A 23729-nucleotide genomic window follows, 5' to 3' on the forward strand; every position below is an offset into this window, starting at 1 on the left:
ACGAAGCCCACGGACCGCCGGGCGGCACAGTGCCGCTTCGTGTCGCTCCGTTTCGCGCCGCGCCGGCCGCGCTGCTCGTCAGATCAGGCCGAGACCGCGCACCGCGTCGCGCTCGTCGGTCAGCTCCTTGACGGACGCGTCGATGCGGGTGCGGGAGAACTCGTTGATCTCCAGGCCCTGGACGATCTCGTACGCGCCGTCCTTCGTGGTGACCGGGAAGGAGGAGATGATGCCCTCCGGCACGCCGTAGGAGCCGTCCGAGGGGATGCCCATGGAGGCCCAGTCGCCCTCGTCGGTGCCGTTGACCCAGGTGTGAACGTGGTCGATGGCGGCGTTGGCGGCGGAGGCGGCCGAGGAGGCGCCGCGGGCGTCGATGATGGCGGCGCCGCGCTTGGCGACGGTCGGGATGAACTCGTCGGCCAGCCACTTCTCGTCGTTCACGACCTGGGCGGCGTTCTTGCCGGAGATCTCGGCGTGGAAGATGTCCGGGTACTGGGTCGCGGAGTGGTTGCCCCAGATCGTCAGCTTCTTGATGTCGGCGACGGTGGAGCCGGTCTTCTTGGCGAGCTGGGTAAGCGCGCGGTTGTGGTCGAGGCGGGTCATGGCGGTGAACCGCTCGGCCGGCACGTCCGGCGCGGCCGCCTGGGCGATCAGCGCGTTCGTGTTGGCCGGGTTACCGACGACGAGGACCTTGACGTCGTCGGCGGCGTGGTCGTTGATGGCCTTGCCCTGCGGCTTGAAGATGCCGCCGTTGGCCTCGAGCAGGTCGCCGCGCTCCATGCCCTTGGTGCGGGGACGGGCGCCGACGAGCAGGCCGACGTTGGTGCCGTCGAAGGCCACGTTCGGGTCGTCGGTGATGTCGATGCCCTGGAGCAGCGGGAAGGCGCAGTCGTCCAGCTCCATCGCGGTGCCCTCGGCGGCCTTCAGCGCCGGGGTGATCTCCAGCAGGCGCAGCCTGACCGGCACGTCCGCGCCCAACAGCTGGCCTGAGGCGATGCGGAAGAGCAGCGCGTAGCCGATCTGGCCTGCGGCGCCGGTGACGGTGACGTTGACGGGGCTGACGGGAGTGCGGGTCATGGCGTTCTCCGTAGTACCTGACGTGGCTGGCGGGTGGCCGGAAGTCTCTCTACGTCAAGAGACCCATCGGCCAGGCTATCCGACCCCGTCCCCGCCGCACCCCCGGGTCGGACCAAGGGGCGCCGCACCCGGGTTTCGCCTGGCTGTCCGAGCGGCCGTGCCGAGGGACGGCCGACGCCGCTCCGTCAGGGGGTGGAATCCGGCGCTGCGGCCGGCCTCGCGTTCACGGCACCGTCCGGCCCGGGGTGGTGCAGCCCTCGCCGCCCGCGGCCGTCGTCGCGCAGGCGCGCGCGTCCTCCTCGGTCGGTGCGGAGACCATCGCGGTGTACGCGTCGGTCGCCGTCACCGTGTCGCTCTCCTTCTGCCCGCCCGGGCCGGTGATGCGCAGCACGTCGTCGGCCGCCGCGCCGCTGATCCTCCCCCACGCCGCCTTGCAGACGTCGCTGTAGCGCACCTCGACGAGGCCTGAGCCGGCCCGTGCCGAGCTGACGGTCGTGGCGTGTGTACCACCGCAGCCCATGGCCTCCGGGTCCTGACCCGAGCAGTCCTCGCCCGCGCACTTCACCCCTGCGGGCAGCTTCCGGGTCTTCTCCGTGGGGGGCGGCTTCGGTTTGGCCGCCTCGTCCTCGGCGCCGCCCAGGTCGAGGAAGAGGACCGCCCCCGCGACGAGGACGAGCACGCCCACAAGCGCCGCGAGCAGGACGGTGACCTTGCGTCGGCCTCGGCCGCCACGCCCCTGGCGTCCGCTGCTCGCCTCCCCCGTGTCCGGCGCGCGGGACCCCGTCACGTCGGGACCGGTTCCGGGAGGGCTGGTTCCGGAGGGACCGGTCCCTCCGGAAAGGCCGGTGGTGCCGGAGCCGGACGCCTGCTCGCCTGCGCCGCCGCGCCGCTGTCCCGGCACCTGGTGGTCACGTGTGCCGGGTCCCGCGGCACCCGCCGCACGGATGGCGTCCTTGCGCAGGACGGCCGTCTCCCTGTCCGGGGGCGGTCCGCCGCTCAACGGTTCGCCAGCGGACGGAGCGCTCGCGGGCTGGTCGCTCCAGGGGAGTTCCTCTGCGGACCGTGCGCCACCGGACGGTCCACCGGACCGCGCGTTACCGGAGCGCTCGCCCTTGCGCCGTCTGCGGCCCTTGTCCTGTCCGGCTCCTGACTCGCCTTCGAACGGCTCCTGCCCGGTCGCCTCGGCTCCGTTCAGCGCGGCTCGGGCCTGGGCGATGCTGATGGCCTCCAGGGTGGTGTCGTGCCGCATCTCGCTGCGGCTCCATGCCCGTTCGGCCAGCTCCCACATGGTGCCGAGGTGGCGTACGTCCGTGCCGGTCACCTCGGCAAGGGCCTGGGTGGCGCCGCGAGGCGGCAGCAACCGGCCGCTGAGGTAGCGCTCCCACGACGACTTGCTGTAGCCGGTGCGGTCGGCGAGGCCCGCGATGCTCAGTCCGCTGCGGTCGACGAGCCGCCGCAACTGGTTCGCGAACTCCCGGATCTGCGGGTCCAGATCCTCCGGTAGCGACCTCCACCGAGGCATGGCCTCCCCCTCGTCCCCGACTGCGCTGTGTGCCTTCCCTTCCCCCGTGTGTGCGCCGGCCCCGGGTCACCGGGTCGCGTACCGGCTGCCCAGGGGGATGCAGGCGGCCAGGATGACAGCTCCGGAAGCGGGGGCGCACGGGGGTGTCACGGGCCGTGACCCACACCCGCGCACAACCCCCTCGTCCACGCGTACGACCCCTAGTCTGCCAGCCCGTCCGGACGCCAACCGTTGCGTCCGTCACGTACCACTCACACGAGTGGTACGCGGCCTCGCCGTTGGCGTCCGACCCGTCAGCTGAGCGTGCGGTCAGCGGACCGTGAAGTGCACGATCGTGTCGAGGAACGGCACCGTCAACAGGGGTTTGGGCTGGGCCATCAGGGCCAGGAGCACGATGACCAGGCCCAGTACGCCGTAGAGCACCATGTCGGTGAAGCGGGAGCGGACGGCCAGCATGCCGACCGACGGCTTCGCCCAGCGCAGCACCGCACCGCCCATCAGCGCCAGACCGATGATCAAGGTACCGGAGCGGAACTCGATCACCGTCACCAGCAGCCCGACCAGCACACCCGCGCACACGGCCAGCAGCGGCCACTGCCGGTAGGGGGCCGGGTGGTGCCCTCCGACCGCACGTCCGCCGCCCTCGGGCCGCGCGGTGTCCCGGGTGAGCACGGGGAAGCGCCGCGAGCGCCTGCGCGGCGCGGCAGCGGCCTGCTGCCGCCCGTCGGACGGCGGCTCCCCGGCGGCGGCCGCCTGCTGTCCGTCGGCTGCCGGCTGTTCGGTGTCCGCCGTCTTCTCCGTACGCGTCGCGGGCTCCGTCCCCGCCTCGTTCTCCTTGCTCATGGCCGCCCTCAGCGCGCCGCCGCCTCGGCCGCTTCCACGACGTTGACGAGCAGCTGGGCCCGCGTCATCGGGCCGACACCGCCCGGGTTGGGCGAGAGCCAGCCGGCGACCTCGGCGACCCCCGGGTGTACGTCGCCGACGATCTTGCCGTTCTCGTCCCTGCTGACGCCCACGTCGAGCACGGCCGCGCCCTCCCGCACGTACTCCGGCTTGATCAGGTGCGGCACCCCGGCGGCGGCGACGACGATGTCGGCCTGGCGCAGCGCTCCGGGCAGGTCCCGGGTGCCGGTGTGGCACTGGGTGACGGTCGCGTTCTCACTGCGCCGGGTCAGCAGCAGCGGCAGCGGGCGGCCCGCCGTCACGCCGCGCCCGACCACCACGACGTGGGCGCCGTCCAGTTCGACGCCGTAGCGGCGCAGCAGCACGATCATGCCCTGGGGTGTGCAGGGCAGCGGCGCCGGCTTGTTGAGCACGAGGCGGCCCAGGTTCGTGGGGTGGAGCCCGTCGGCGTCCTTGGCCGGGTCCATCAGCTCCAGCACCCGGTTGACGTCGATGCCCTTGGGGAGCGGGAGCTGGACGATGTAGCCGGTGCAGGCCGGATCCTCGTTCAGCTCGCGGACCACCGCTTCGATCTCCTCCTGCGTCGCGGTGGCGGGGAGAGCGCGCTGGATGGAGTTGACGCCGATCTGCCGGCTGTCGCGGTGCTTGCCCGCGACGTACTTCTGCGAGCCGACGTCGTCGCCGACGAGCAGCGTGCCGAGGCCGGGCGTGACGCCCTTGGCCTTGAGCGCCTCGACGCGCACGGTGAGATCGGATTTGATCGCGGCGGCGGTGGCCTTGCCATCGAGAATCTGGGCGGTCATGCGCCCATCCTCGCGGATGCGGACCCCGTCTCTCCACTCAGGCTCCACTCGGGCCCCGCACGGGGCTCCGCTCGCGCCGGCTCGGAGGCCGCCCGCGGGGAGACTCGGAGGACGCCGTCGCCGGGCTGGTGCGCTTTGCGCTCCGTTTCGACCTCGCGCACGAGGGGCACCTGGCGCTGCCGGGCGGACAGTTGATCTGCGCCGGGCTGCTGGTCTGAGCACCGTCGGTCCGAGCCCGGACCGCTGGTCCGAGCACCGGACTGGCACGGTCGTCACAGTGCGTCTGACCGCGCGTTGCGGATTCGCCACAGTACGGAAACCCGGCTGGACAGTCCGACAGTCCGACCACCACCATTGTGGGACGGCGTCGGGCGCTACAGAGTGGGCCGGCGGTGCGGCGCCGTACCCGGGGGAGGCGACATTGCTGAGGGCAGGCCGTGGTTCTCCGGAGTCACTCGGCCCGATCCGCTCCCTCAACACCGTCGGAGGAAAAAGCCCGTGAGCTACCCCCCGCCCCCAGGACAGAGTCCACACAATCCGTACTCGGCGCCGCAGCAGCCCCAGCAGGGCGCCCCCTACGGCTACCCCCAGCAGGGCGCCCCGGCCCCTTACGGCTACCCGCAGGCCGGTATGCCCGCCTACCCGGGCGGCGGCATGCAGCCCACCGTCAGCATGCCCGGGGTGGTCGTCACCGCGCGCGTCCTGCTGTTCATCGCGGGCTCGCTGTGGGCGCTGTTCGGCGTCATCCTGCTCATCGGCGGCGTGGCCGCCAACGACGCGCTGGACGACATTCCCGGTGTGGGGGCGGCAGGCGGTGCCGCCCTGGGTGTCGCGCTGTTCGGGCTGCTGATCGGCGGTGGTCTGGCGGCGCTGCACATCGTGCCCGCCTCGATGTTCGGCAGGGGCCGCACCGGCACGCGCGTGACGGCGATCATCGCCGGCTCGGTCAACGCGCTGATCCCCCTGCTGAGCTTCATCGGCAGCCTGGCCAGCAGTGACTCGGCGGCCGGCTCGCTGATCCTCGCCGTGCTGTGGCTGGCGACCGCCGTACTCACGATCGCGTTCTGCTCGATGAGCGCCGCGGGCCAGTGGTTCAACAGGCCGCAGTACTAGGCCTTCGGCCTGTCGTTCAGGCCATCCCCTGCCGTCCGAGCAGGGGCCGCGGCAACCGCGCGGTGACGGCGCGGCCGGACTTCCGGCCGCGCCGTCGCTGTTGTGGGTGACCGCCCGCCGCCCGCCGTCGTGCGGCGAATGGCTCCGTGCCGCGCCGGGCATGTATGCGCCGGGGGGTTGCGTATGCACAGCATCATCGTTGTGCCGCCCGAGGAGTGGGCGGCACAGGGGGCAAGACGGCAGGCCGGGCAGGTGCGGTTGGCGCCCGGCGAGAGTCTCCGGTTCGGCCGGGAGGAGGAGTGCGGACTCGTCCTCGCGCACCCGGGGGTGTCCAGGAGTGCCGGGGTGCTCGCGGCCAGCGGCTCGTTCTGGACGCTGACCAACCACAGTCGCGACCGTACGTACGTCGTGGAGAACCCGGAGGGCGCGGGAGAGCACATCAAGGTGGTGCCGGGCCGGGTGGAGGCTCCGGTGCCCTTCGAGTTCTCCCGGGTGGTGCTGCCCGCGGGGGACGAGCTGGTCACTTTCGAGGTGTGGGCGCCACGCCACGACCACCTGCGGACGGAACCGGGTGCCGACGAGGGGGCGCTGACCGTTCCGGCCTTCCCGCTCGACCGGAACTCCCGGTACTTCCGGGTGCTGGTCGCACTGTGTGAGCCGCGGCTGCGCGGGGAACCGTACGCGCCGCTGCCCACCACCGAGCAGCTGACCGAACGGCTGCGGACGGCGTGGCCGGAGGCGGGCCGCGCTTCGGTGCAGTGGAACATCGACTATCTCGCCGTCAAACTGCGCCTGCGGCCCGCTCCCGAGGACAGTCCGGAGGGCAGAGCGCGGCTCAACGGGAAGAAGGAGATGCTGGTCGCTCTGGCGCTCCGTTTCGACCTGGTGCGCGAGGACGATCTGACCCTGCTCGGCAGTGCGCGAGGCCGCGGACGGCTGGACGCGCGCCCGGGCGGAACGGTGCCGGCATGACGCTACGGCTCCCGATCGGCTACCGGGTGGGGGCCTGGGAGGTGCGGGAATCCATCGCGAGCGGCGCGTTCGGCAGCGTCTACGAGGGCCAGCGGGTCAGCGTCCCCGAGGAGCCGCACGGCGACGTCCACGAGGAGACGCAGGGCGACGTCCACGGGGGGAAGCACGGCAGTGCCCGCGAGCCGCAGCCCGATGTCCAGGAGGAGCCGCGCGGCAGCGTCGGCGAGGAGCGGCGAGAGAGCGCCCGCAATGACCCGCAGGACAGCGTCCACGAGGGAACGCAGAGCAACATCCGTGGAAGGCGGCACGACAGAGCCCGCAGAAAGCCGCACATGCGCGCACGCGAGGAAGCGCACGGCGAGGTCGGGGGGCCGCCGGGTGGCGAGCCGTCCCGCGCCGCCCTGAAGTTCCTGCCGACGGGGACACGGACGCCGCGCCAGCTGGACCACCTGCGTGATCTCACGGAGCGCGAGGTGGCGCTCCTGCGGGCCGTCCAGCGGCCACGGCTGATCCGGATGCACGAGGTGCTCACCGTCGACGATCCGGAGCGGCCCGACGTCGACGGCGCCTGTGTGCTCGTTCTGGAGCGTGCGCACACCTCTGTGGAGCGGATGCTCGCCCACGGGGGCCTCATCCAGGCCGCACTGCTCGCGCAGGTGTGCGAAGGGTTGGTCCAGTTGCACTCGGCGGGCTGGGTGCACGGTGACCTCAAGCCGGCCAACGTCCTGCTCATGCGGGACAGCACGGTGCGCCTGTGCGACTTCAACCTCGCGGCGGAGCTGGAGGGCACACACGCCTACTCGCCCGCGTTCTCCACGCCCGACTACACGCCGCCCGAACTGCTGTGGTCGGACATCGGCGAGCGGGGGCAGCGCATCAGGCCCAGCACCGACGTGTGGGCGTTCGGCGTCCTCGCCCACCTCGTACTGACCGGTGACTTCCCGTTCCCCGGGAGCACCTCTTCGGCCCGCAGGGACGCCGTGCTGCGCTACGCGCGCGGCGGCGAGGGGTTGCGCCTGTCGGACGAGCTCCCGGACGCCTGGCGCGGCATCGTCACCGACTGCCTGGCCCCCACGCACGAGGAGCGCGCCCGGCACGACGCGCGGTCCCTGCTGCCCAGGACGGAGGAGGCCGCAGGCACCGCGCGGGCCGCCAGACCGCGCTCCCGGCGGCGCCGCTTCGGGCTGTCCCTGGCGGCGGGGCTCACCGGACTCGGCCTGGTGGCGGGCACCGCGGCGGTGACGGCGACGCTCGTCGACGACGGTTCCGGCACGCACAGCACGGCGGAACCCACCGGGTACGACCGGTGCGAACGGGGCTACGTCTGCTTCTTCACCGAGCCCGCGGGCCAGGGCGACATGTGCAGCTGGTTCGGCTTCGACGAGGACTGGCGCACCGGCACCATCCGCTGCCCCTGGAGTGCCCGCCAGGCACCCCGTTCGGTGTTCAACAACGGGACGCAGGGCAAGCACACCGCCGTCGCCTACTTCCACTCCGACGACCACCACGGGCGCGAGGGGTGCATCAGCCGGCTGGCCAGGACGGACCTGCCCGCCGACCTTCCCGAGATCCGCTCCCACAGCTGGGTCAAGAGCTGCTGACAGGTGTGCGCGGCAGCGCGGACGGACGCTCCGCGCGGGGGCGGCTGTGCGCACCCTGGGAGTTGCGAGGTACCGGTCCCCGCGCCCTGACGGCACTGTGAAGTCGTGCCGCCCAGGGCGGCACGCAGGGGGAAACACCGGGCCCGGTCGACACGGGGGGCGGGCCCGGTGTCCATGAGAACCGGAGGGGAACCATCATGCGCAAGCTGAAGCTCGCCGCGATCTGCGTCGGGACCGCGGCACTCATCGCCACCGGGGGAACCATGACCGCCGGCGCCACCACGCCGGCGACCACCGTCCAGAGCGCGTCGGCGGGGACGGCCGCGAAGACCGTCGACCCGAAGGGCGCCCACAGCACGGATGTCAGCGTCACCGCGTACTCGTGCACCCGGGGGGCGGTCTGCTTCTACACGGGCACGAAGGGCACCGGGAAGAAGTACCAGCGCTTCGTCAACACGAACAACAACTACAACCACATCAGCTCCGCCTGGAACAACGGGCGGACCGACGAGGCCCTGGACCACGTGAAGGTCAAGTGGAACTACACCGACAGCGGCACGTCTCACTGGGGCTGCCTGTCCCCGGGCGAGAAGTGGAACGGCTACGACTACACGGTGGACGCCATCCGCTGGGTCAAGAGCTGCTGAGCGGGCGCACGGGGCGGTGAGAACCACTCCGGGGCCGGCGGAAGCGTCCGCCGGCCCCGGAGGCGTGCCGCACAGTGCCGCACTGTGCGTAGAGGGCCGCACAGTGCCGTAGAGGGCCGCACAGTGCCGTGGAGAGTCGCGGAGTGCCTGACCGGGCTCGGTGGAGCACGCGCCCGGACATTCGCCGGACACTCGGCAGGCACTCAGTGGAAGAAGTGCCGCGTCCCCGTCACGTACATCGTGATGCCCGCCTTCTCGGCGGCCTCGACGACCTGTTCGTCGCGCACGGACCCGCCCGGCTGGACGACGGCGCGCACGCCCGCCTCCGCCAGCACCTCGAGGCCGTCCGGGAACGGGAAGAACGCGTCCGACGCCGCGTACGCCCCCCGCGCCCGCTCCTCGCCCGCGCGCTGGACGGCGAGCCGTGCCGAGTCGACCCGGTTGACCTGCCCCATGCCGACGCCGACCGTCGCCCGGTCCTTGCCGAGCAGGATGGCGTTGGACTTGACGGCGCGGCACGCCCGCCAGGCGAAGGCCAGCTCGGCCAGCTCACCGGCGTCCAGCGCCGCCCCGGCGGCCAGGGTCCAGTGCGCCGGGTCGTCGCCCTCCGCCTGGAAGGCGTCCTTGACCTGGGCGAGTCCACCGCCGTCGATGGGACGGAACTCGGCGGGCGCCGCAGGGGCCTCGGGGCAGCGCAGGACCCGGATGTTCTTCTTACGGGTGAGCGCTTCCACAGCGCCCTCCTCGTAGTCCGGGGCGACGATGACCTCCGTGAAGATGCCCGCGACCTGCTCGGCCATCTCCTTCGACACCGGACGGTTGACGGCGATCACGCCGCCGTAGGCGGACAGCGGATCGCAGGCGTGCGCCTTGCGGTGCGCCTCGGCCACATCGGCGGCGACCGCGATACCGCAGGGGTTGGTGTGCTTGATGACCGCCACGCACGCCTCGTCGTGGTCGTGGGCGGCACGCCGCGCGGCCTCGGTGTCGACGTAGTTGTTGTACGACATCTCCTTGCCGTGCAGCTGCTCGGCCTCGGCCAGCCCGCCGCAGCCGCCCGTGTAGAGCGCGGCCGGCTGGTGCGGGTTCTCGCCGTAGCGCAGCACGTTCTTGCGCGTGTAGGTGACGCCGATGAACTCGGAGAACGGGGAGGGCTCCTCCTCGTCCTTGCCGGTGTACTCGGCGAACCAGCCCGCCACCGCCACGTCGTACGCCGCCGTGTGCCGGAAGGCCTCCCCCGCCAGGCGCTTGCGCGCGGCCAGGTCGAAGCCGCCCTCCCGGACAGCGTCCAGGACGTCGCCGTAGCGGTCCGGGTTGACGACGACGGCCACGGACGGGTGATTCTTGGCGGCGGCGCGCACCATCGAGGGGCCGCCGATGTCGATCTGTTCCACGCACTCGTCGTCCGACGCGCCCGAGGCCACGGTCTCGGCGAACGGATAGAGGTTGACGACGACCAGCTCGAACGGTTCGACGCCCAGCTCGCCCAGCTGTTCGCGGTGTGCCGTAAGGCGCTGGTCGGCGAGGATGCCGGCGTGCACACGCGGGTGCAGGGTCTTGACCCGCCCGTCCAGGCACTCGGGGAAGCCGGTCAGCTCCTCGACGGGGGTGACCGGAACGCCGGTGTCCGCGATGCGCTTCGCCGTCGATCCCGTCGAGACCAGCTGCACCCCCGCGGCGTGCAGCCCCCGGGCCAGCTCCTCCAGACCCGTCTTGTCGTACACGCTGACCAGCGCCCGGCGGATCGGCCGCTTGGCGCCCGTGGTCGCAGCAGTCTCACTCATGACCCAGTCGTACCCTTCTTCTGTTCGGCCCCTCGAAGGTGTAGCCGTCGCGGGCGATGCGCCCCACGACCTCGACGAGCAGCCGTCGCTCGACTTCCTTGATCCGCTCGTGCAGAGCGGCACCCTCGTCGGTGTGGTCCTCTTCCCGGACCTCGACGGCGCGCTGCGCGATCACGGGCCCGGTGTCGACGCCGTCGTCGACGAAGTGGACGGTGCACCCGGTCACCTTCGCGCCGTACGCGAGCGCGTCGCGTACGCCGTGAGCGCCGGGAAAACTGGGGAGCAGCGCGGGGTGCGTGTTGAGGAACCGCCCGCCGAAGCGCGCCAGGAACCCGGGGCCCACCACCTTCATGAAGCCCGCCGAGACCACCAGGTCGGGGGCGTGGGCGGCCGTCGCCTCCGCCAGCGCCGCGTCCCACTCCCCGCGGGTGGCGAAGTCCTTCACCCGGCACGTGTAGGTGGGGATCCCGGCCCGTTCCGCGCGCGACAGCCCCTCGATACCGCCCCGGTCGGCGCCCACGGCGACGATCTCGTACGGGGTGTCCGTGGCGGGGTCGGCCGCGGCGTCGATCAGCGCCTGGAGGTTGGTACCTGAGCCGGACACCAGGACGACGAGGCGCACGGGGGCGGCGGGACGGAAGGACGGCGCGTCCACGACGGTGCTCTCTCTCGCGGGAGACGGGCAGGATGCAGGCAGTACTGAGGGGTGCTGGAGGGGCGCGGTGAGGTGGGTGGGGCGGACGGGGCGGCCGGGCGTCATTGTGTGGTCGCACAAGTACGTGGACCCGCGAATTCCGGGGAACTCTACGAAGCGTCCGACCGTCGGCAACCATACCGGCCCTCGGAACGGCCCCCACGGGACGGGGGCGCAACCGGAAGGTAGCGTCAGGGACACGGCCTTCTCGGGCTCCCGCGGGGCTCGGAGGGCCACACGGCCGTGTAACCGACGCGGAAGCGACGAGGAAGACACACACCAGATGACCGACCGACGCCGCCGTACGGCCGCATCCGACAGCACCTCCCGCGAGGACAACCCCTTCGCGCCACCGCCGGAGGGGCAGCCGGACCAGCCATGGCAGCCTCGGCAGCCGCGGCGGCTCGCCCAGGAGAAGGACGACGGGTCGGACCCCGACGGCCCCAGGGGCCCCCGTGGCCCAGGGGGCCCGGGGCCGGACGCCGGGAGAGGATCCGGCGGCGGAGGCGACGGCTCGGGAGGGGATTCCGGCTCGTCGGACGGCGAGCAGCGGCCCTCCGCGTGGGGCAGCCAGTGGAGCAGCCGCCAGCCGGGACGGCACGGCGGCAGCTTCGGCGGCGGCGACCGCGGGAATGACCGCGACCGCGACCGGCAGGGCAACGGCGACCGGGGGCCTGGCGGACCCGGAGGCGGGCCCGGCGGCTCCGGCGGGCGCGGCATGCGCTGGGACCCGACGGACCCGCTCCAGCGGCACGCCCGGTACGCCCTCCACGCAGGCATCTGGGGCCTCTTCTTCGCTCTGCTGGGCGTCCCCGAGGCCGCACTCCTGCTCGGGGCGCTCTCGCTCTACTGGGGCATCAGCGCGCTGCGCGGCAACCCACCGAAATCCACGACCGAAGGCCGCAGGTCCAAGGGTGACAAGCGGCGCCGCTCCGTGACCGCCACGGCGGAGGACGTCGCCGGTACCGACCGCAGCGCGGAGGGCGAGGAGGAGCCGGGACGCTCCGCGGGCCCCGGCGGAACCGCCGGCCCCGGGGGCCAGGGCGGCGCCGGTGGCCCGGACGGCCGGTCGCCGATCCCGCTCGCCGTCACCCCGGCCCAGGCGGCCAAGGCCAAGCGGACGGCCGCCATCAGCGGCCTGGTCACCGCGGGGCTGACACTCGCGATCGTCGCGGCGACGTACACGTTCCAGTTCGCCTACAGCGAGTACTACACCTGCCAGAACGACGCGCTGACCCAGTCTTCCCGCGACGACTGCGAGCGGCACCTGCCGGAGGAACTGCAGCCGTTCCTGGAGAACCGCTGAGGCGGGCCCACCGACGCGGGGCCCACCGACGCGGGGCCCACCGAGGCGGGGCCCACCGAGATGGGTCCGCTGAGGCGGCAGCGCTGCTGAGGCGGACGAACCGGGGCGGCGCGCTCAGGCCTTCCCCGGTCCGCCGGGGGGCCTGCCGGGGGCCGGCTTCGCGGTGAGATTCCCGTGTGCGTCACCACGGGGGACGTCGGCGGCGGCCGGCGCCACGACCGGACCGTCTGCGGAGGGCGCCTCGACCGGACCGTCTGCGGAGGGCGGGGCACCGGAGCCGGGAGCGTCCTCGCTGTCCTCGTCCGCGTCCCCCTCCGCGCTCGCGCCCTCGTCCGCGTTCACGTCCGTCTCCGGATGTCTCTCCCCGTCCGGGTGCGCGGGTGCCTCCGCGTGCACGCCCCCGTCCGCGTTCGCATCCGCTCCCACGTTCACGTCCGCTTCCCCGTCCACGTCCACGTCCACGTCGAGAACGAGAGCAGCTCTGTTGATCCGCTGAACGAACCCGTGCTCCGTCGGGTCGGCCGGGGCGAACGACGCCATCAGACCGCCTGAGGCAGCTCTCATCGCGGCCCAGCGCACACGGCGGGCCGCGTCCGTGTGCCACGCGGCGTCCGGGCCGAGCCCGGCCGCCCCCTTGGCCGCGGCCTCCGCGGCGCGGGCCGCCGCGGCTGCGGCCCTGCGGGCGCTGGACCTCACCCACCAGCGCACGCCCAGTGCGGTCGGCAGCCCGACGGCGGTCATCCAGCCGCACGCGGCCCCACCCGTCTGCCACCAGGTCGGTCCCATATGCGCGAGGCCGGCACTCCCGAGGGGGCCGCCGGCGACAGCGGCGAGCAGCGCGAGGAGCCCGCCGCACAGGACGGCGGCGAGCGGCACCGTCACCAGCACGGCCCGCCAGCCCGCCGGATGCCCGCCCCGGTGCCCGACGGCGGCCTCGGCCCGTCCTACGGCCACCCGGGAGCGCCCCACCCACCATCCGCACATCAGGCCGCCCAGCGCCGGGACCACCGCCACCAGGCAGCAGGCGACCACTCCGCCAGAGCCCTCGTCCGGGACGACGGAGAGCAGCGGGAACGGCGGCAGGTGCGGCGAGCCGGTGCTCACAACCGGGGAGACGACGCTGTCGCCGCCCAGCGTGAAGCCGGGGCCGAGCCCGTACGACGTCGCCCACAGCACCGCGTTGGGCAGCAGCGCCACCACCAGCAGCAGAACCGCGAACTGCCCGGAGAAGGACTCCGTCAGCTGCGGAAAGGTGCGGCAGACGGTCCGCACGTCCCACACGAGGGCCGCCGAGAGCAGGAACGCTCCCCCGCCGCACAGCACGACGGTTGCCGCACCACCCGCCTGCACCGCGACGATGACCCGCTCTCGCGTCATCTGCCGCATGACGCCCGACACCCGCTCCCTGGGTGCCTCCGACAGCCGGGAGGACAGCTGGGCCCACGCGTGCGCCACCGAGCGGCGCTGCGCGTAGAACGCCGCGCACAGGCCCGTCACGACGACGACGAACAGGGGCAACCGCCAGCTGGTGCCGGCGGGCTCCGCCTCGATGGGCCCGCCCGAGGCGTAGGCGACAGCTGCGGCGGTGACGAGAAGGTAGCCGCCCGAGACCCAGCCCGCGACGGCCACCGCCCCGTACCCGTAACCCGCGACCGGCCGCGATTCGAGCCCTTCGCGCGTGGCCCGCCACAGCAGCCACACCGGTACGACCGTCAGCATCAACGGCGTCACCCCGACGGGTGCCGGGATGCCGGAGAGTGTTTCGTGCCGCACGAGCTGCACACCGTGCGCCAGCAACCACAGGTCCGCGGCCAGGTGGAGGGCACCGTCCGCGTCACTGTCCGGGTACGGCGAGACGGTCCACAGCAGCAGGACGACCACGGCGCACACGCCGAGGCCGAGCCCGGCGGCCACGGCGCCGCCCAGCAGCCAACCGCTGGTCAGGGACAGGGAGCGGGGGTGGCCACGGCCCGAGGACAACGAGGGACCGCGGTGCGTCAATTGGCTCACGACGCCATGCTGCCAAGAACACCCGTTTTGCCCTAGTAGCAGGCATTTTGTCGCTGTGTCGCACAAGCTAAGGGCTATGCGTCTTTCTTCCAGCTCTGCTGCCGCGCCTGCGGACGCGGCAGCCGGCGCGGCCGCCGACGCGGCAACGCGTCCCGCTCCCGGGGCACCTGACGCCCCCTCGTCCCCCTCCGCCCCCACCACCGCAGCAGCGGAGCCGTCTACGACGACGGCGAAGACGGAGGGCGAGACCGCGAGGGAGTCCCGGGGAGAGGCCGCCAAGAACGGGCGGCACAGTGGCCAGGGAAAGGGCCAGGGAAAGAACAAGGGCAAGGGCAAGGCCAGGGGCAAGGGTCAGGCCAAACGTTCGACCGCCCAGCGGCAGAAGTCTCCCGCGCAGGCCGCACCACCCGCCACGTCGAGCGCCGCATCGGACGGCGCGTCACTTCCCGCACCGGACGCCGCCACGTCGAGCGCCACACCGCGCCCCACAGCGCCGAGTCCCGAACCGGACGCCACTCCGAGTCCCGCAGCGGATGAGCCGCCCGGAGCCGTGGAGGCCGTGGCAGAGGAGGGATCTCCCGAGGTCGACGGTCCTCCCGAGGCGGACAGTCCTCCCGAGGCGGAGGGTTCTCCCGGGTCCGAGGGTCCTCCCGGGGCGGAGGGCGGTTGTGGCGGGGACGACGCGGAGACCCGTACGGCACCGGCGCCCACGTCCCGGAACGACCCCGTCACCGGCGAGGGGGCGCCGACACCGCGGGTGTCGGCACCCGCACCGCGGCGGAGCGAAGCGGAGCCGCCCCGCGTCGAGGTGGTCGCGAGCGTGGCGGGGCCTGTGGACGACTTCGTACGGACGGCCGCGCAGCCGCGGGAGCTGCCGTCGGACCCCATCGAGGCGTTCGACGAACTGTACGTGCGACAGGCGCGGGCCCTCACGCGGCAGGCGTTCCTGCTGTCAGGACACCGGCGGGTGGCGGAGCGCGCCGTGCGGTGGGCGTTCCACCAGGCGTGGCAGCACTGGCCCAGGGTGCTGGCGGGCGGCGACCCGACGCGCACGGTGCGCGCGACGGTGTACGAGTACGCGCTGTCCCCGTGGCACCAGTTCCACCCCCTGCGCCGCGTGCCGCAGGCGTACTCGGGCCCACCGGAGGACCGCGCCGTGCTGGAGGCTTTTCTGGGCCTGCCGCGCAGCTACCGTGCCGCTCTGCTGCTGCACTACGGGCTGGGGCTCACGCTGCCGGAGACCGCCGCCGAGGTGGAGTGCAGCACGGAGGCGGCCGCGGGCCGGGTCACCCACGGGCGGGTGGCGCTCGAGGAGAGCTGGCCGCCGCTGCGGGAGCTCCCGCGCAGACGGCGCGGCGCCGTGCTGGCCCGCACGCTGCGCGAGCTCGCCGTGGCCCAGCCGGTACGGCCCGTGCCGCCCCGTCTCGTACGCCGCCGCAGCATCCGTACGACGCGGCTGTGGACGCGGGCCTCGCTGGGGCTGACCGCGACCGTGACGGCGGCTACGGTGCTCACTCTCGTGACGGCGGAGAGCGAGCAGCCTCCGAGGAAGCCCGCCCAGGTGGTGCCCCGGACCTTCGCTCCGGCGGCGTTCCCCGGCGCGTCGATGGTGAGAACCACTCGGACGAGTGAAGAGGGCCGGGGTCGCCGGCACGCCGAGGCCAGGCGCTCGTCGCCCTCGGACCGTGCCTATCTGCCCCAGCTCCGCTCCACCAACGGGCGCGTGGACCTGCACGACGTCCAGCGGAACGAGCGGGACGAGGGCCGGAACAGCTGACGGGCCCGCACCCTCGCGGGGTGCGGGCCCGTCAAGCAGCCGTGCCACGGCCCGGCGTCGCCGTCTCGGACGCGCGGCCTCCAGGCGTCGCTCAGACCTTCGAGCGACTCGGGCGGCTCAGGCGCCGAGGCGCCTCAGGTGACTCGGGTGCCTCAGGCGCTCAGGCGCTCGCGCGCCAGGCGGGCGGTCTCGGACGGGGTCTTGCCGACCTTCACGCCCGCGGCCTCCAGCGCCTCCTTCTTGGCCTGCGCCGTGCCGGAGGAGCCGGAGACGATCGCGCCGGCGTGGCCCATCGTCTTGCCCTCGGGCGCGGTGAAGCCCGCGACGTAGCCGACGACCGGCTTGGTCACGCTCTCCTTGATGAAGTCCGCCGCGCGCTCCTCGGCGTCGCCGCCGATCTCACCGATCATGACGATCAGGTCGGTGTCGGGGTCGGCCTCGAACGCCTTGAGGGCGTCGATGTGGGTGGTGCCGATGACCGGGTCACCGCCGATGCCGACGCAGGTGGAGAAGCCGATGTCGCGCAGCTCGTACATCATCTGGTACGTCAGCGTGCCCGACTTGGAGACCAGGCCGATGCGGCCGCTGTTGGTGATGTCGGACGGGATGATGCCCGCGTTCGACTGGCCGGGAGTGATCAGACCCGGGCAGTTCGGGCCGACGATCCGCGTCTTGTTGCCCTTCTGGGAGGCGTAGTCCCAGAAGTAGGCGGTGTCGTGGACGGCGATGCCCTCGGTGATCACGACCGCCAGGCCGATGCCCGCGTCGATCGCCTCGACGACGGCGTCCTTGGCGAACTTCGGCGGGACGAAGATGACGGTGACGTCCGCACCGGTCTTCTCCATCGCCTCCTTGACGCCGCCGAAGACGGGCACCTCAGTGCCGTCGAAGTCGACGTTCGTGCCCGCCTTGCGCGGGTTCACGCCGCCGACGATGGTGGTGCCGGAAGCAAGCATCCGCTTGGTGTGCTTCTGGCCCTCGGAGCCGGTCATCCCCTGGACGATGACCTTGCTCTCCTTGGTGAGGAAGATAGCCATGGTGTTGTCGGTGTCCTCGTTCGGTCTCGTCCGGGCTTACTTGGCGGCCAGCTCGGCGGCCTTGTCGGCCGCGCCGTCCATCGTGTCGACCTGCTGCACCAGCGGGTGCGCCGCGTCGGTAAGGATCTTGCGGCCCAGCTCGGCGTTGTTGCCGTCGAGGCGCACGACCAGCGGCTTGCTGACGTCCTCGCCCTTGGACTTGAGCAGCTCCAGCGCCTGCACGATGCCGTTGGCGACCGCGTCGCAGGCGGTGATGCCGCCGAAGACGTTGACGAAGACCGACTTGACGTCGGGGTCGCCGAGGATGATCTCCAGGCCGTTCGCCATGACCTCGGCGGAAGCGCCGCCGCCGATGTCGAGGAAGTTGGCCGGCTTGACGTTGCTGTGCCCCTCGCCCGCGTACGCGACCACGTCGAGGGTGGACATGACCAGACCCGCGCCGTTGCCGATGATGCCGACCTGGCCGTCGAGCTTCACGTAGTTGAGGCCCTTGGCCTTGGCCGCGGCCTCCAGCGGGTTGGCGGCCGCCTTGTCCTCCAGCGCCTCGTGGTCGGGCTGGCGGAAGTCGGCGCCTGCGTCCAGCGACACCTTGCCGTCGAGCGCGATGACCTTGCCGTCACCCGTCTTGACCAGCGGGTTGACCTCGACGAGGAGGGCGTCCTCCTTGACGAACACGTCCCACAGCTTGATCAGGACCTGCGCGACCTGGTCGACCAGCTCGGCCGGGAACTTCGCGGCCTCGGCGATCTCACGGGCCTTCGCCTCGGTGACGCCCTCGATGGCGTCCACCGGGATCTTGGCCAGCGCCTCCGGCTTGGTGGCGGCGACCTCCTCGATCTCCACGCCGCCCTCGACCGAGGCCATGGCCAGGAAGGTGCGGTTGGTGCGGTCCAGGAGGAAGGAGACGTAGTACTCCTCCGCGATGTCCGCGGTCTGGGCCAGCATCACCTTGTGGACCGTGTGGCCCTTGATGTCCATGCCCAGGATCTGGCCGGCCTTCTCCACCGCGTCCGCCGGGTCGGAGGCCAGCTTCACGCCACCGGCCTTGCCGCGGCCGCCGGTCTTGACCTGGGCCTTGACGACCGCTCGGCCGCCGAGCCGCTCGGTCACCTCGCGCGCCGCCTCAGGCGTCTCGATGACTTCACCGGCCAGCACCGGTACGTCATGCTTGGCGAAGATGTCCCTCGCCTGGTACTCGAACAGGTCCACGCGCGTCCGTCCCCTTAATCAATGGTCTCGCGGTCGTTGTCAGCGTGGGCGTGCCGCAGGGCCGCGGCGTCCACGGGTCGCGCGGCATGTCCGCCTTGCAGGTTAGCCCTGCGCGCGTGCGCTGCCTAAATCGCACCTCACACATACGCGGTGACAACGGTCACAGGCCCCCGGACCCCCGATCTCCCGGCACCGGTATCGGACGCTTCTCGATCGCGGCGGCCATGACCTCGGGAAAGTGGTCCGGAGTGCAGGCGAAAGCGGGAGCGCCGAGGGCGGCGAGAGCGGCGGCATGGTCCCTGTCGTAGGAGGGCGCCCCCTCGTCGGAGAGCGCGAGCAGCGTGACGAACTGAACACCGGCGTCCTTCATCGCGGCGACCCGCCCCAGCATCTCCCCACGTATCCCTCCCTCGTACAGGTCGCTGATCAGCACGACGACCGTCTCCGACGGGCGGCTGATCCGCGACTGGCAGTAGGCGAGCGCGCGGTTGATGTCGGTGCCCCCGCCCAGCTGGGTGCCGAACAGCACGTCGACGGGGTCGTCCAGCTCGTCGGTCAGATCCACGACGCCGGTGTCGAAGACGACGAGCCGCGTGTCCACCGTCCGCATCGACGCCAGCACCGCACCGAACACCGCGGCGTGGACCACGGACGACGCCATCGACCCCGACTGGTCGACGCAGAGGACGACGTCCTTCCTGACCGACCGCGCGGCCCGCCCGTAGCCGACCAGCCGCTCGGGCACCACCGTGCCCTGCTCGGGCAGGTAGTTCTTCAGGTTCGCCCGGATGGTCCGGTTCCAGTCGATGTCCCGGTGCCGCGGGCGGTCGACCTTCGCGGAACGGTCCAGCGCGCCGGTCAGCGCCGCCCTGGTCCGGGCCGCCAGCCGCCGCTCCAGCTCCGCCACCACCTTGCGCACCACGGCGCGGGCCGACTCCCTGCTGGTCTCCGGCAGCGCGGCCCTGAGCGACAGCAGCGTGCCCACCAGATGCACGTCCGGCTCGACGGCCTCCAGCATCTCGGGCTCCAGCAGCAGCGACGAGAGCCCGAGCCGGTCGATGGCGTCCCGCTGCATCACCTGCACCACCGGACTGGGGAAGTACGTGCGGATGTCGCCCAGCCAGCGGGAGACCTGCGGGGCGGAGGCGCCGAGCCCGCCGCCCCGGCTGCCACCGCCACTCCGGTCGCCGCCACCGGAGCCGTCCGCGCCGTAAACGGTCTCCAGCGCCCGGTCCATGCCGCTGTCCGCGGTGTTCAGCGCGCAGCCGGTGCCGTCCGCCTCGCCGCCACCGAGCACCATGCGCCAGCGCCGCAACCGCTCCGCCTCCGCCTCAGTAGCCGCCGGCACACCGCCCTGACCTGCGGTCATATGCGCACCTCCCGCCGTTCGTCCACCGGACCGCTCTCGTCCTCCCCGAACGCTCCCGTTTTGGCCCGGGCCCCGCCGAGCAGCAGCCGTACCGTCTCGAGCGCGGGCTCGGCACGCGCCGCCTCCAGCCCCGGGGCGAAACCGGGCAGCCCCTCCGCCGCCCCCGCCCCCGGCTCAGCCCTGCCACCGTCGCCGGCGGGCCCTCGCCGCACCAGCTCACCCAGCGTGCGCCGCACCCCCGACTCGAACTGCCCGAACGTCCGTCTCAGCAGCGGCAGTACGTCCGTGAACGCCTCCGCCGGCACACCGGTCAGCCACCGGTCGACCAACGCAAGCAGCCGCTCGTCATGGACGAGCAGCATCCCCCCGCCCGAGAGGAAGCCCTCGACCCACGCGGCAGCCTCACCCGGCGGCGCCCCAGGCGAGAGAGCGAGACTCATCAACCGCTCCGCCTCCTCGCCCGCCAGGCAGCCCTCGTCCAACAGCAGCCGCACGCAACGGCCACGCAGCAGGCCGGGTATCCGGTCCCGCCCGGCGAGCGTCCGCAACATCCCGCGCCACCCGCTCAACAGGCCGGCCCCTGACCGGTCCTCCCCCGCCTGGCCCTCCTCCGCCAGGCCCTGCCCGAGCAGACCCTCCCCGCCCTCCGCGCACGACGCGTCGCGGGTCAGCAGGCGCACGGCCCGGTGCGCGGCGTCCAGATGTCCGCGCATCTCGCGGGCGCCCTCGTCACCGAGCCCCGCGCAGGCGGGCGGGAGCCCGACGCGCACCCGCGCGGCCATACCGCCCGCCACCTCGGCGAGCGCCCCCGCGTCGGTGCCCCGAACGTCGCCGTACCGCAGGCTGCGCACCAGCGCGGGGAGCGCCTGCGCGAGGTGCCCGACATCGGCCTCCAACGCCGCCCGGTCGGCCAGGACCCGCATCACGACGGGCAACGCCTCAGGCAGGTGCGCCAGCAGGCAGTGCTCGGCCAGCGCGGTGACGTCCGCGAGCGTGCCGGCCGGCGCCTCCACCGCACGGGAGCAGGCCTTGGCGGTGGCCGCCTCGTACACCGTCGTGCCCCAGAGCGCGGCCTCGGCCACCCGCACGGACAGCTCCGGCTCCCAGCGCAGGCGCCACGTCTCGCGGAACGTGCCGGTGCTGCCCGCACGCGAGTGCGCGGGCACGCCCCACTCGACGCCCAGCAGCCGCAACCGGTGCAGCAGGCGGCTGCGGGCCGCGTCGGTGTCCTTGCGCAGGTCCAGGTCCAGCTCCCGCTCGGTGGCCGCCGGTTTGAGCCGCACGGCACGCTGCCGGCGCTCCACGTCCCGCTGCAACGGGACGGCGGGAGCGCCCTCGGGCACCTCGCCCAGCGCCTCACCGACCACCAACCGCTCCCGTATCAGGGCCAACGGCACGTCGGAGCCCTCGCACAGCACGGCACGCATCGCGTCAGTGGACTCCGTCAGCCCGGCCAGCGGGCGTCCGCGCATGACGGCCAAGGCCTCGGCGAGCCGCACCGCCTCGATCACATGAGCGGACGAGACCGGATGGTCCTGCTCCCGCAGCAGCCCCGCGACCTTCGTCATCCACCGCTCCACGGGCCGGTCCGGCGCGGCGAACAGATGGCCGTACCAACCGGGCGCGGCGATCCCCGCTCCGTACCCCGACCGATGCGCCAGCCGTCGGTACGTCCACGGCACCCACGTGACCTCGGCCCTCACCTTCGGCAGCCCCTTGAGCAGCCGGCGGTCGGCCGTCACCGCCGTCTGCTCCAGCTCGGCCAGCGCGGGCACGTGCCAGGCGCCGCAGACGACGGCCGTCCCCGCGCTTCCGCACTCCTTGGCGGCCTCCCGCAGCCGCAGCCGCATATGGGCCTCGCGGAGGAGGTCCTGAGAGTGGCCGCCGTCCCCGTGCACGGCGCGCAGCTCGGTCATGGCCTCACCGAGTGCGGTGAACGGCGCGAGGGGGTCGTGGTGGCCGCCCCTCCGGTGTTCGACGGCGTCCTCCCACCAGCGCTCCGGATCGTCGTACCCGGCGACCTCCGCGAGCGCCGCCAGCGGGTCGAGCCGTATCTCCTGGTGGCCTGCGGCCCGCTGCATCCCCTCGGGTGGCGTGTCCCCGGCGGCTCCACCCCCGTGGGGGCCGCCGGGGACCGTCTCCTCCCCCTCCCTGTGCGGCTCCTTCTCACCTCCGCTGTGCGGCTTCTCTTCGCCGTCCTCGTGTGGTTCCCCCTCGCCTTCCCCGGGTGGTTCCCCCTCGCCTTCGCTCATCGTGAGGTCTTCGCTCATGGCGAGGGTGTGCGCTGCCGGCAGGTCGATGAACCGGACCGGCACCCCGCGCCGCACCGCCCAGCGGATGGCCACCCACTCCGGCGAGAACTCCGCCAGTGGCCAGAAAGCGGCCCTGCCCGGCTCGTTGACCGCATGGGCCAGCAACGCCACAGGCGGAACCATGGCCTCCTCCCCCGCCAGGCCCACCACCGCGTCACCCTCCGGCGGGCCCTCGATCAGCAGGACACGCGGCTCGTACGCCTCCAGCGCGGCCCGCACCGCACGCGCCGAGCCCGGCCCGTGGTGCCGCACGCCGAGCAGCAGCGGCCCGGCCGCCGGCCCCCCTTGCGATACCGCGTCCCGAGCAGGGCCGCAGGTCGTCGGCGCGACGGCGCCCTCGTGTGCGGAAGCCCTCATACCGACGCCTCTCGGCAGGCGCGGTAGAAGTCCTTCCAGCCCTCCCGCTCACGCACGACGGCCTCGAGGTACTCCTGCCACACCACCTGGTCGGACGCCGGGTCACGGACGACGGCGCCCAGAATCCCCGCCGCCACGTCGCCCGCGCGCAGCACCCCGTCACCGAAGTGCGCGGCCAACGCCAGGCCGCCCGTCACCACGGAGATGGCCTCGGCCGTGGACAGCGTGCCCGAGGGCGACTTGAGCTTGGTGCGCCCGTCCTCGGTGACGCCTTCGCGCAGCTCTCGGAAAACGGTGACCACCCGGCGGATCTCGTCGAACCCCTCCGGGGCCGGCGGCAGGTCGAGAGAGCTGCCCAGCTGACCGACGCGGCGCGCCACGATCTCCACCTCCGCCTCCGCACTCTCCGGCAGCGGCAGCACCACCGTGTTGAAGCGGCGGCGCAGGGCGCTGGAGAGCTCATTGACCCCTCTGTCACGGTCGTTGGCCGTGGCGATCAGGTTGAAGCCGCGGACCGCCTGCACCTCCTCACCCAGCTCGGGGACCGGCAGCGTCTTCTCGGACAGGACGGTGATCAGCGCGTCCTGCACATCGGCGGGCATGCGGGTCAGCTCCTCGACCCGCGCCGTCATGCCCTCGGCCATGGCGCGCATCACGGGACTGCGGACCAGCGCCTCCCGGCTGGGCCCCTGCGCGAGCAGCTGCGCGTAGTTCCAGCCGTAGCGGATCGACTCCTCCGCCGTGCCGGCCGTGCCCTGCACCAGCAGCGTCGAGTCCCCGCTGACGGCCGCCGCCAGGTGCTCAGACAGCCACGTCTTGGCCGTGCCCGGCACACCGAGCAGCAGCAGCGCCCGGTCCGTGGCCAACGTACTGACGGCGACCTCCACGATGCGCCGCGGACCCACGTACTTGGGCGAGATCACCCGGCCCTGCGGCAGCTCGCCACCGAGGAGGTACGTCGCCACGGCCCACGGCGACAGCCGCCAACGAGCGGGCCGCGGCCTGTCGTCGACGTCCGCCAGCGCAGCCAGCTCGTCCGCGAACGCGTCCTCGGCGTGGGGCCGCAGCGCCGGCTGCTCCGCGACATTGCTCTGGGTCACAACTCCCCCTCAACGCAGGGCTCGGTTCGGAAGCTCGGTTCGGAAGCTCGGTTCGGAAGCTCGGTTCGGACTCGATGACGGAAAAAGACAGGGGAGCGGCCAAGGAAAGAACCCCCGCGCCGCAGCACCTCGGCCG

General features: G+C 72.9%; 18 protein-coding genes. 6 read left to right on the top strand and 12 right to left on the bottom strand.

The genetic code is table 11. The features are described from left to right. Positions 1-78: 78 nt before the first annotated feature. From DTL70_RS20245 to DTL70_RS20260, 4 genes are all read right to left on the bottom strand, one after another. The gene (locus DTL70_RS20245; RefSeq protein WP_114023397.1) at positions 79-1077 is read right to left on the bottom strand and encodes a malate dehydrogenase; all 999 of its coding nucleotides are present in this window, start codon (positions 1075-1077) and stop codon (positions 79-81) included. Between the two features lie 223 nt (positions 1078-1300). After that, entirely contained in the window at positions 1301-2599 is a 1299-nt protein-coding gene (locus DTL70_RS20250) for a helix-turn-helix domain-containing protein (protein ID WP_114023398.1), read from the bottom strand. A 309-nt stretch (positions 2600-2908) separates the two neighbouring features. Beyond that, a complete protein-coding gene (locus DTL70_RS20255; protein WP_114023399.1) occupies positions 2909-3442 on the bottom strand; it encodes a DUF3017 domain-containing protein in 534 nt (177 codons plus the stop codon). A gap of 8 nt (positions 3443-3450) precedes the next feature. Then, complete coding sequence (locus DTL70_RS20260) at positions 3451-4305, bottom strand: bifunctional methylenetetrahydrofolate dehydrogenase/methenyltetrahydrofolate cyclohydrolase (RefSeq protein WP_114023400.1); 855 nt, start codon at positions 4303-4305, stop codon at positions 3451-3453. Positions 4306-4803: 498 nt separating this feature from the next. Here DTL70_RS20260 and DTL70_RS20265 point away from each other — a divergent pair, with 498 nt between their 5' ends. The 4 genes from DTL70_RS20265 to DTL70_RS20280 all read left to right on the top strand — a co-directional run bounded on the left by DTL70_RS20265 (position 4804) and on the right by DTL70_RS20280 (position 8638). Further along, positions 4804-5418 (top strand): hypothetical protein, encoded by a 615-nt coding sequence (locus DTL70_RS20265; RefSeq protein ID WP_114023401.1) that lies wholly within the window; start codon positions 4804-4806, stop codon positions 5416-5418. Between the two features lie 183 nt (positions 5419-5601). Continuing rightward, entirely contained in the window at positions 5602-6390 is a 789-nt protein-coding gene (locus DTL70_RS20270) for an FHA domain-containing protein (protein ID WP_114023402.1), read from the top strand. Continuing rightward, positions 6387-7991, top strand: coding sequence for a protein kinase domain-containing protein (locus DTL70_RS20275; protein WP_245979489.1), 1605 nt, complete (start codon positions 6387-6389; stop codon positions 7989-7991). The genes DTL70_RS20270 and DTL70_RS20275 overlap by 4 nt, the downstream gene beginning before the upstream one ends. A 197-nt stretch (positions 7992-8188) precedes the next feature. Continuing rightward, a complete protein-coding gene (locus tag DTL70_RS20280; protein WP_114023403.1) occupies positions 8189-8638 on the top strand; it encodes a peptidase inhibitor family I36 protein in 450 nt (149 codons plus the stop codon). 203 nt (positions 8639-8841) lie between these two features. Here the strand turns inward: DTL70_RS20280 and purH are convergent, their stop codons facing one another. Both purH and purN read right to left on the bottom strand, forming a co-directional pair. Further along, positions 8842-10422 (bottom strand): bifunctional phosphoribosylaminoimidazolecarboxamide formyltransferase/IMP cyclohydrolase, encoded by a 1581-nt coding sequence (gene purH / locus DTL70_RS20285; protein WP_114023404.1) that lies wholly within the window; start codon positions 10420-10422, stop codon positions 8842-8844. Beyond that, on the bottom strand, positions 10415-11077 hold the full coding sequence (gene purN, locus DTL70_RS20290; RefSeq protein WP_245979490.1) for a phosphoribosylglycinamide formyltransferase: 663 nt from the start codon (positions 11075-11077) through the stop codon (positions 10415-10417). Before purN ends, purH begins: the two co-directional genes overlap by 8 nt. Before the next feature lie 322 nt (positions 11078-11399). On the opposite strand from purN, the gene DTL70_RS20295 reads away from it, so the two are divergent. Then, complete coding sequence (locus tag DTL70_RS20295) at positions 11400-12422, top strand: hypothetical protein (RefSeq protein ID WP_181861004.1); 1023 nt, start codon at positions 11400-11402, stop codon at positions 12420-12422. A 114-nt stretch (positions 12423-12536) separates the two neighbouring features. Here the strand turns inward: DTL70_RS20295 and DTL70_RS20305 are convergent, their stop codons facing one another. Continuing rightward, positions 12537-14432 (bottom strand): cell division protein PerM, encoded by a 1896-nt coding sequence (locus tag DTL70_RS20305; RefSeq protein WP_181861005.1) that lies wholly within the window; start codon positions 14430-14432, stop codon positions 12537-12539. An 820-nt stretch (positions 14433-15252) separates the two neighbouring features. Between DTL70_RS20305 and DTL70_RS20310 the strand changes: the two genes are divergently transcribed. Next, complete coding sequence (locus tag DTL70_RS20310; RefSeq protein WP_147266797.1) at positions 15253-16209, top strand: RNA polymerase sigma factor; 957 nt, start codon at positions 15253-15255, stop codon at positions 16207-16209. 152 nt (positions 16210-16361) lie between these two features. Here DTL70_RS20310 and sucD read toward each other — a convergent pair whose 3' ends face one another. From sucD to DTL70_RS20335, 5 genes are all read right to left on the bottom strand, one after another. Further along, positions 16362-17246, bottom strand: coding sequence for a succinate--CoA ligase subunit alpha (gene sucD, locus DTL70_RS20315; RefSeq protein ID WP_114023408.1), 885 nt, complete (start codon positions 17244-17246; stop codon positions 16362-16364). Positions 17247-17282: 36 nt separating this feature from the next. Beyond that, positions 17283-18455 carry an ADP-forming succinate--CoA ligase subunit beta gene (sucC, locus tag DTL70_RS20320; RefSeq protein WP_114023409.1) on the bottom strand — a complete coding sequence of 391 codons (1173 nt, stop codon included), beginning with the start codon at positions 18453-18455 and terminating at the stop codon, positions 17283-17285. A gap of 160 nt (positions 18456-18615) precedes the next feature. Continuing rightward, a complete protein-coding gene (locus tag DTL70_RS20325) occupies positions 18616-19824 on the bottom strand; it encodes a VWA domain-containing protein (protein WP_114023410.1) in 1209 nt (402 codons plus the stop codon). After that, complete coding sequence (locus DTL70_RS20330; RefSeq protein WP_220183640.1) at positions 19821-22493, bottom strand: DUF5682 family protein; 2673 nt, start codon at positions 22491-22493, stop codon at positions 19821-19823. Before DTL70_RS20330 ends, DTL70_RS20325 begins: the two co-directional genes overlap by 4 nt. Further along, a complete protein-coding gene (locus DTL70_RS20335) occupies positions 22490-23593 on the bottom strand; it encodes an ATP-binding protein (protein WP_114023411.1) in 1104 nt (367 codons plus the stop codon). Before DTL70_RS20335 ends, DTL70_RS20330 begins: the two co-directional genes overlap by 4 nt. Positions 23594-23729 lie beyond the last annotated feature (136 nt).

This window comes from Streptomyces diacarni, from assembly GCF_003323715.1.
GTDB classification, from domain to species: Bacteria; Actinomycetota; Actinomycetes; order Streptomycetales; family Streptomycetaceae; genus Streptomyces; species Streptomyces diacarni.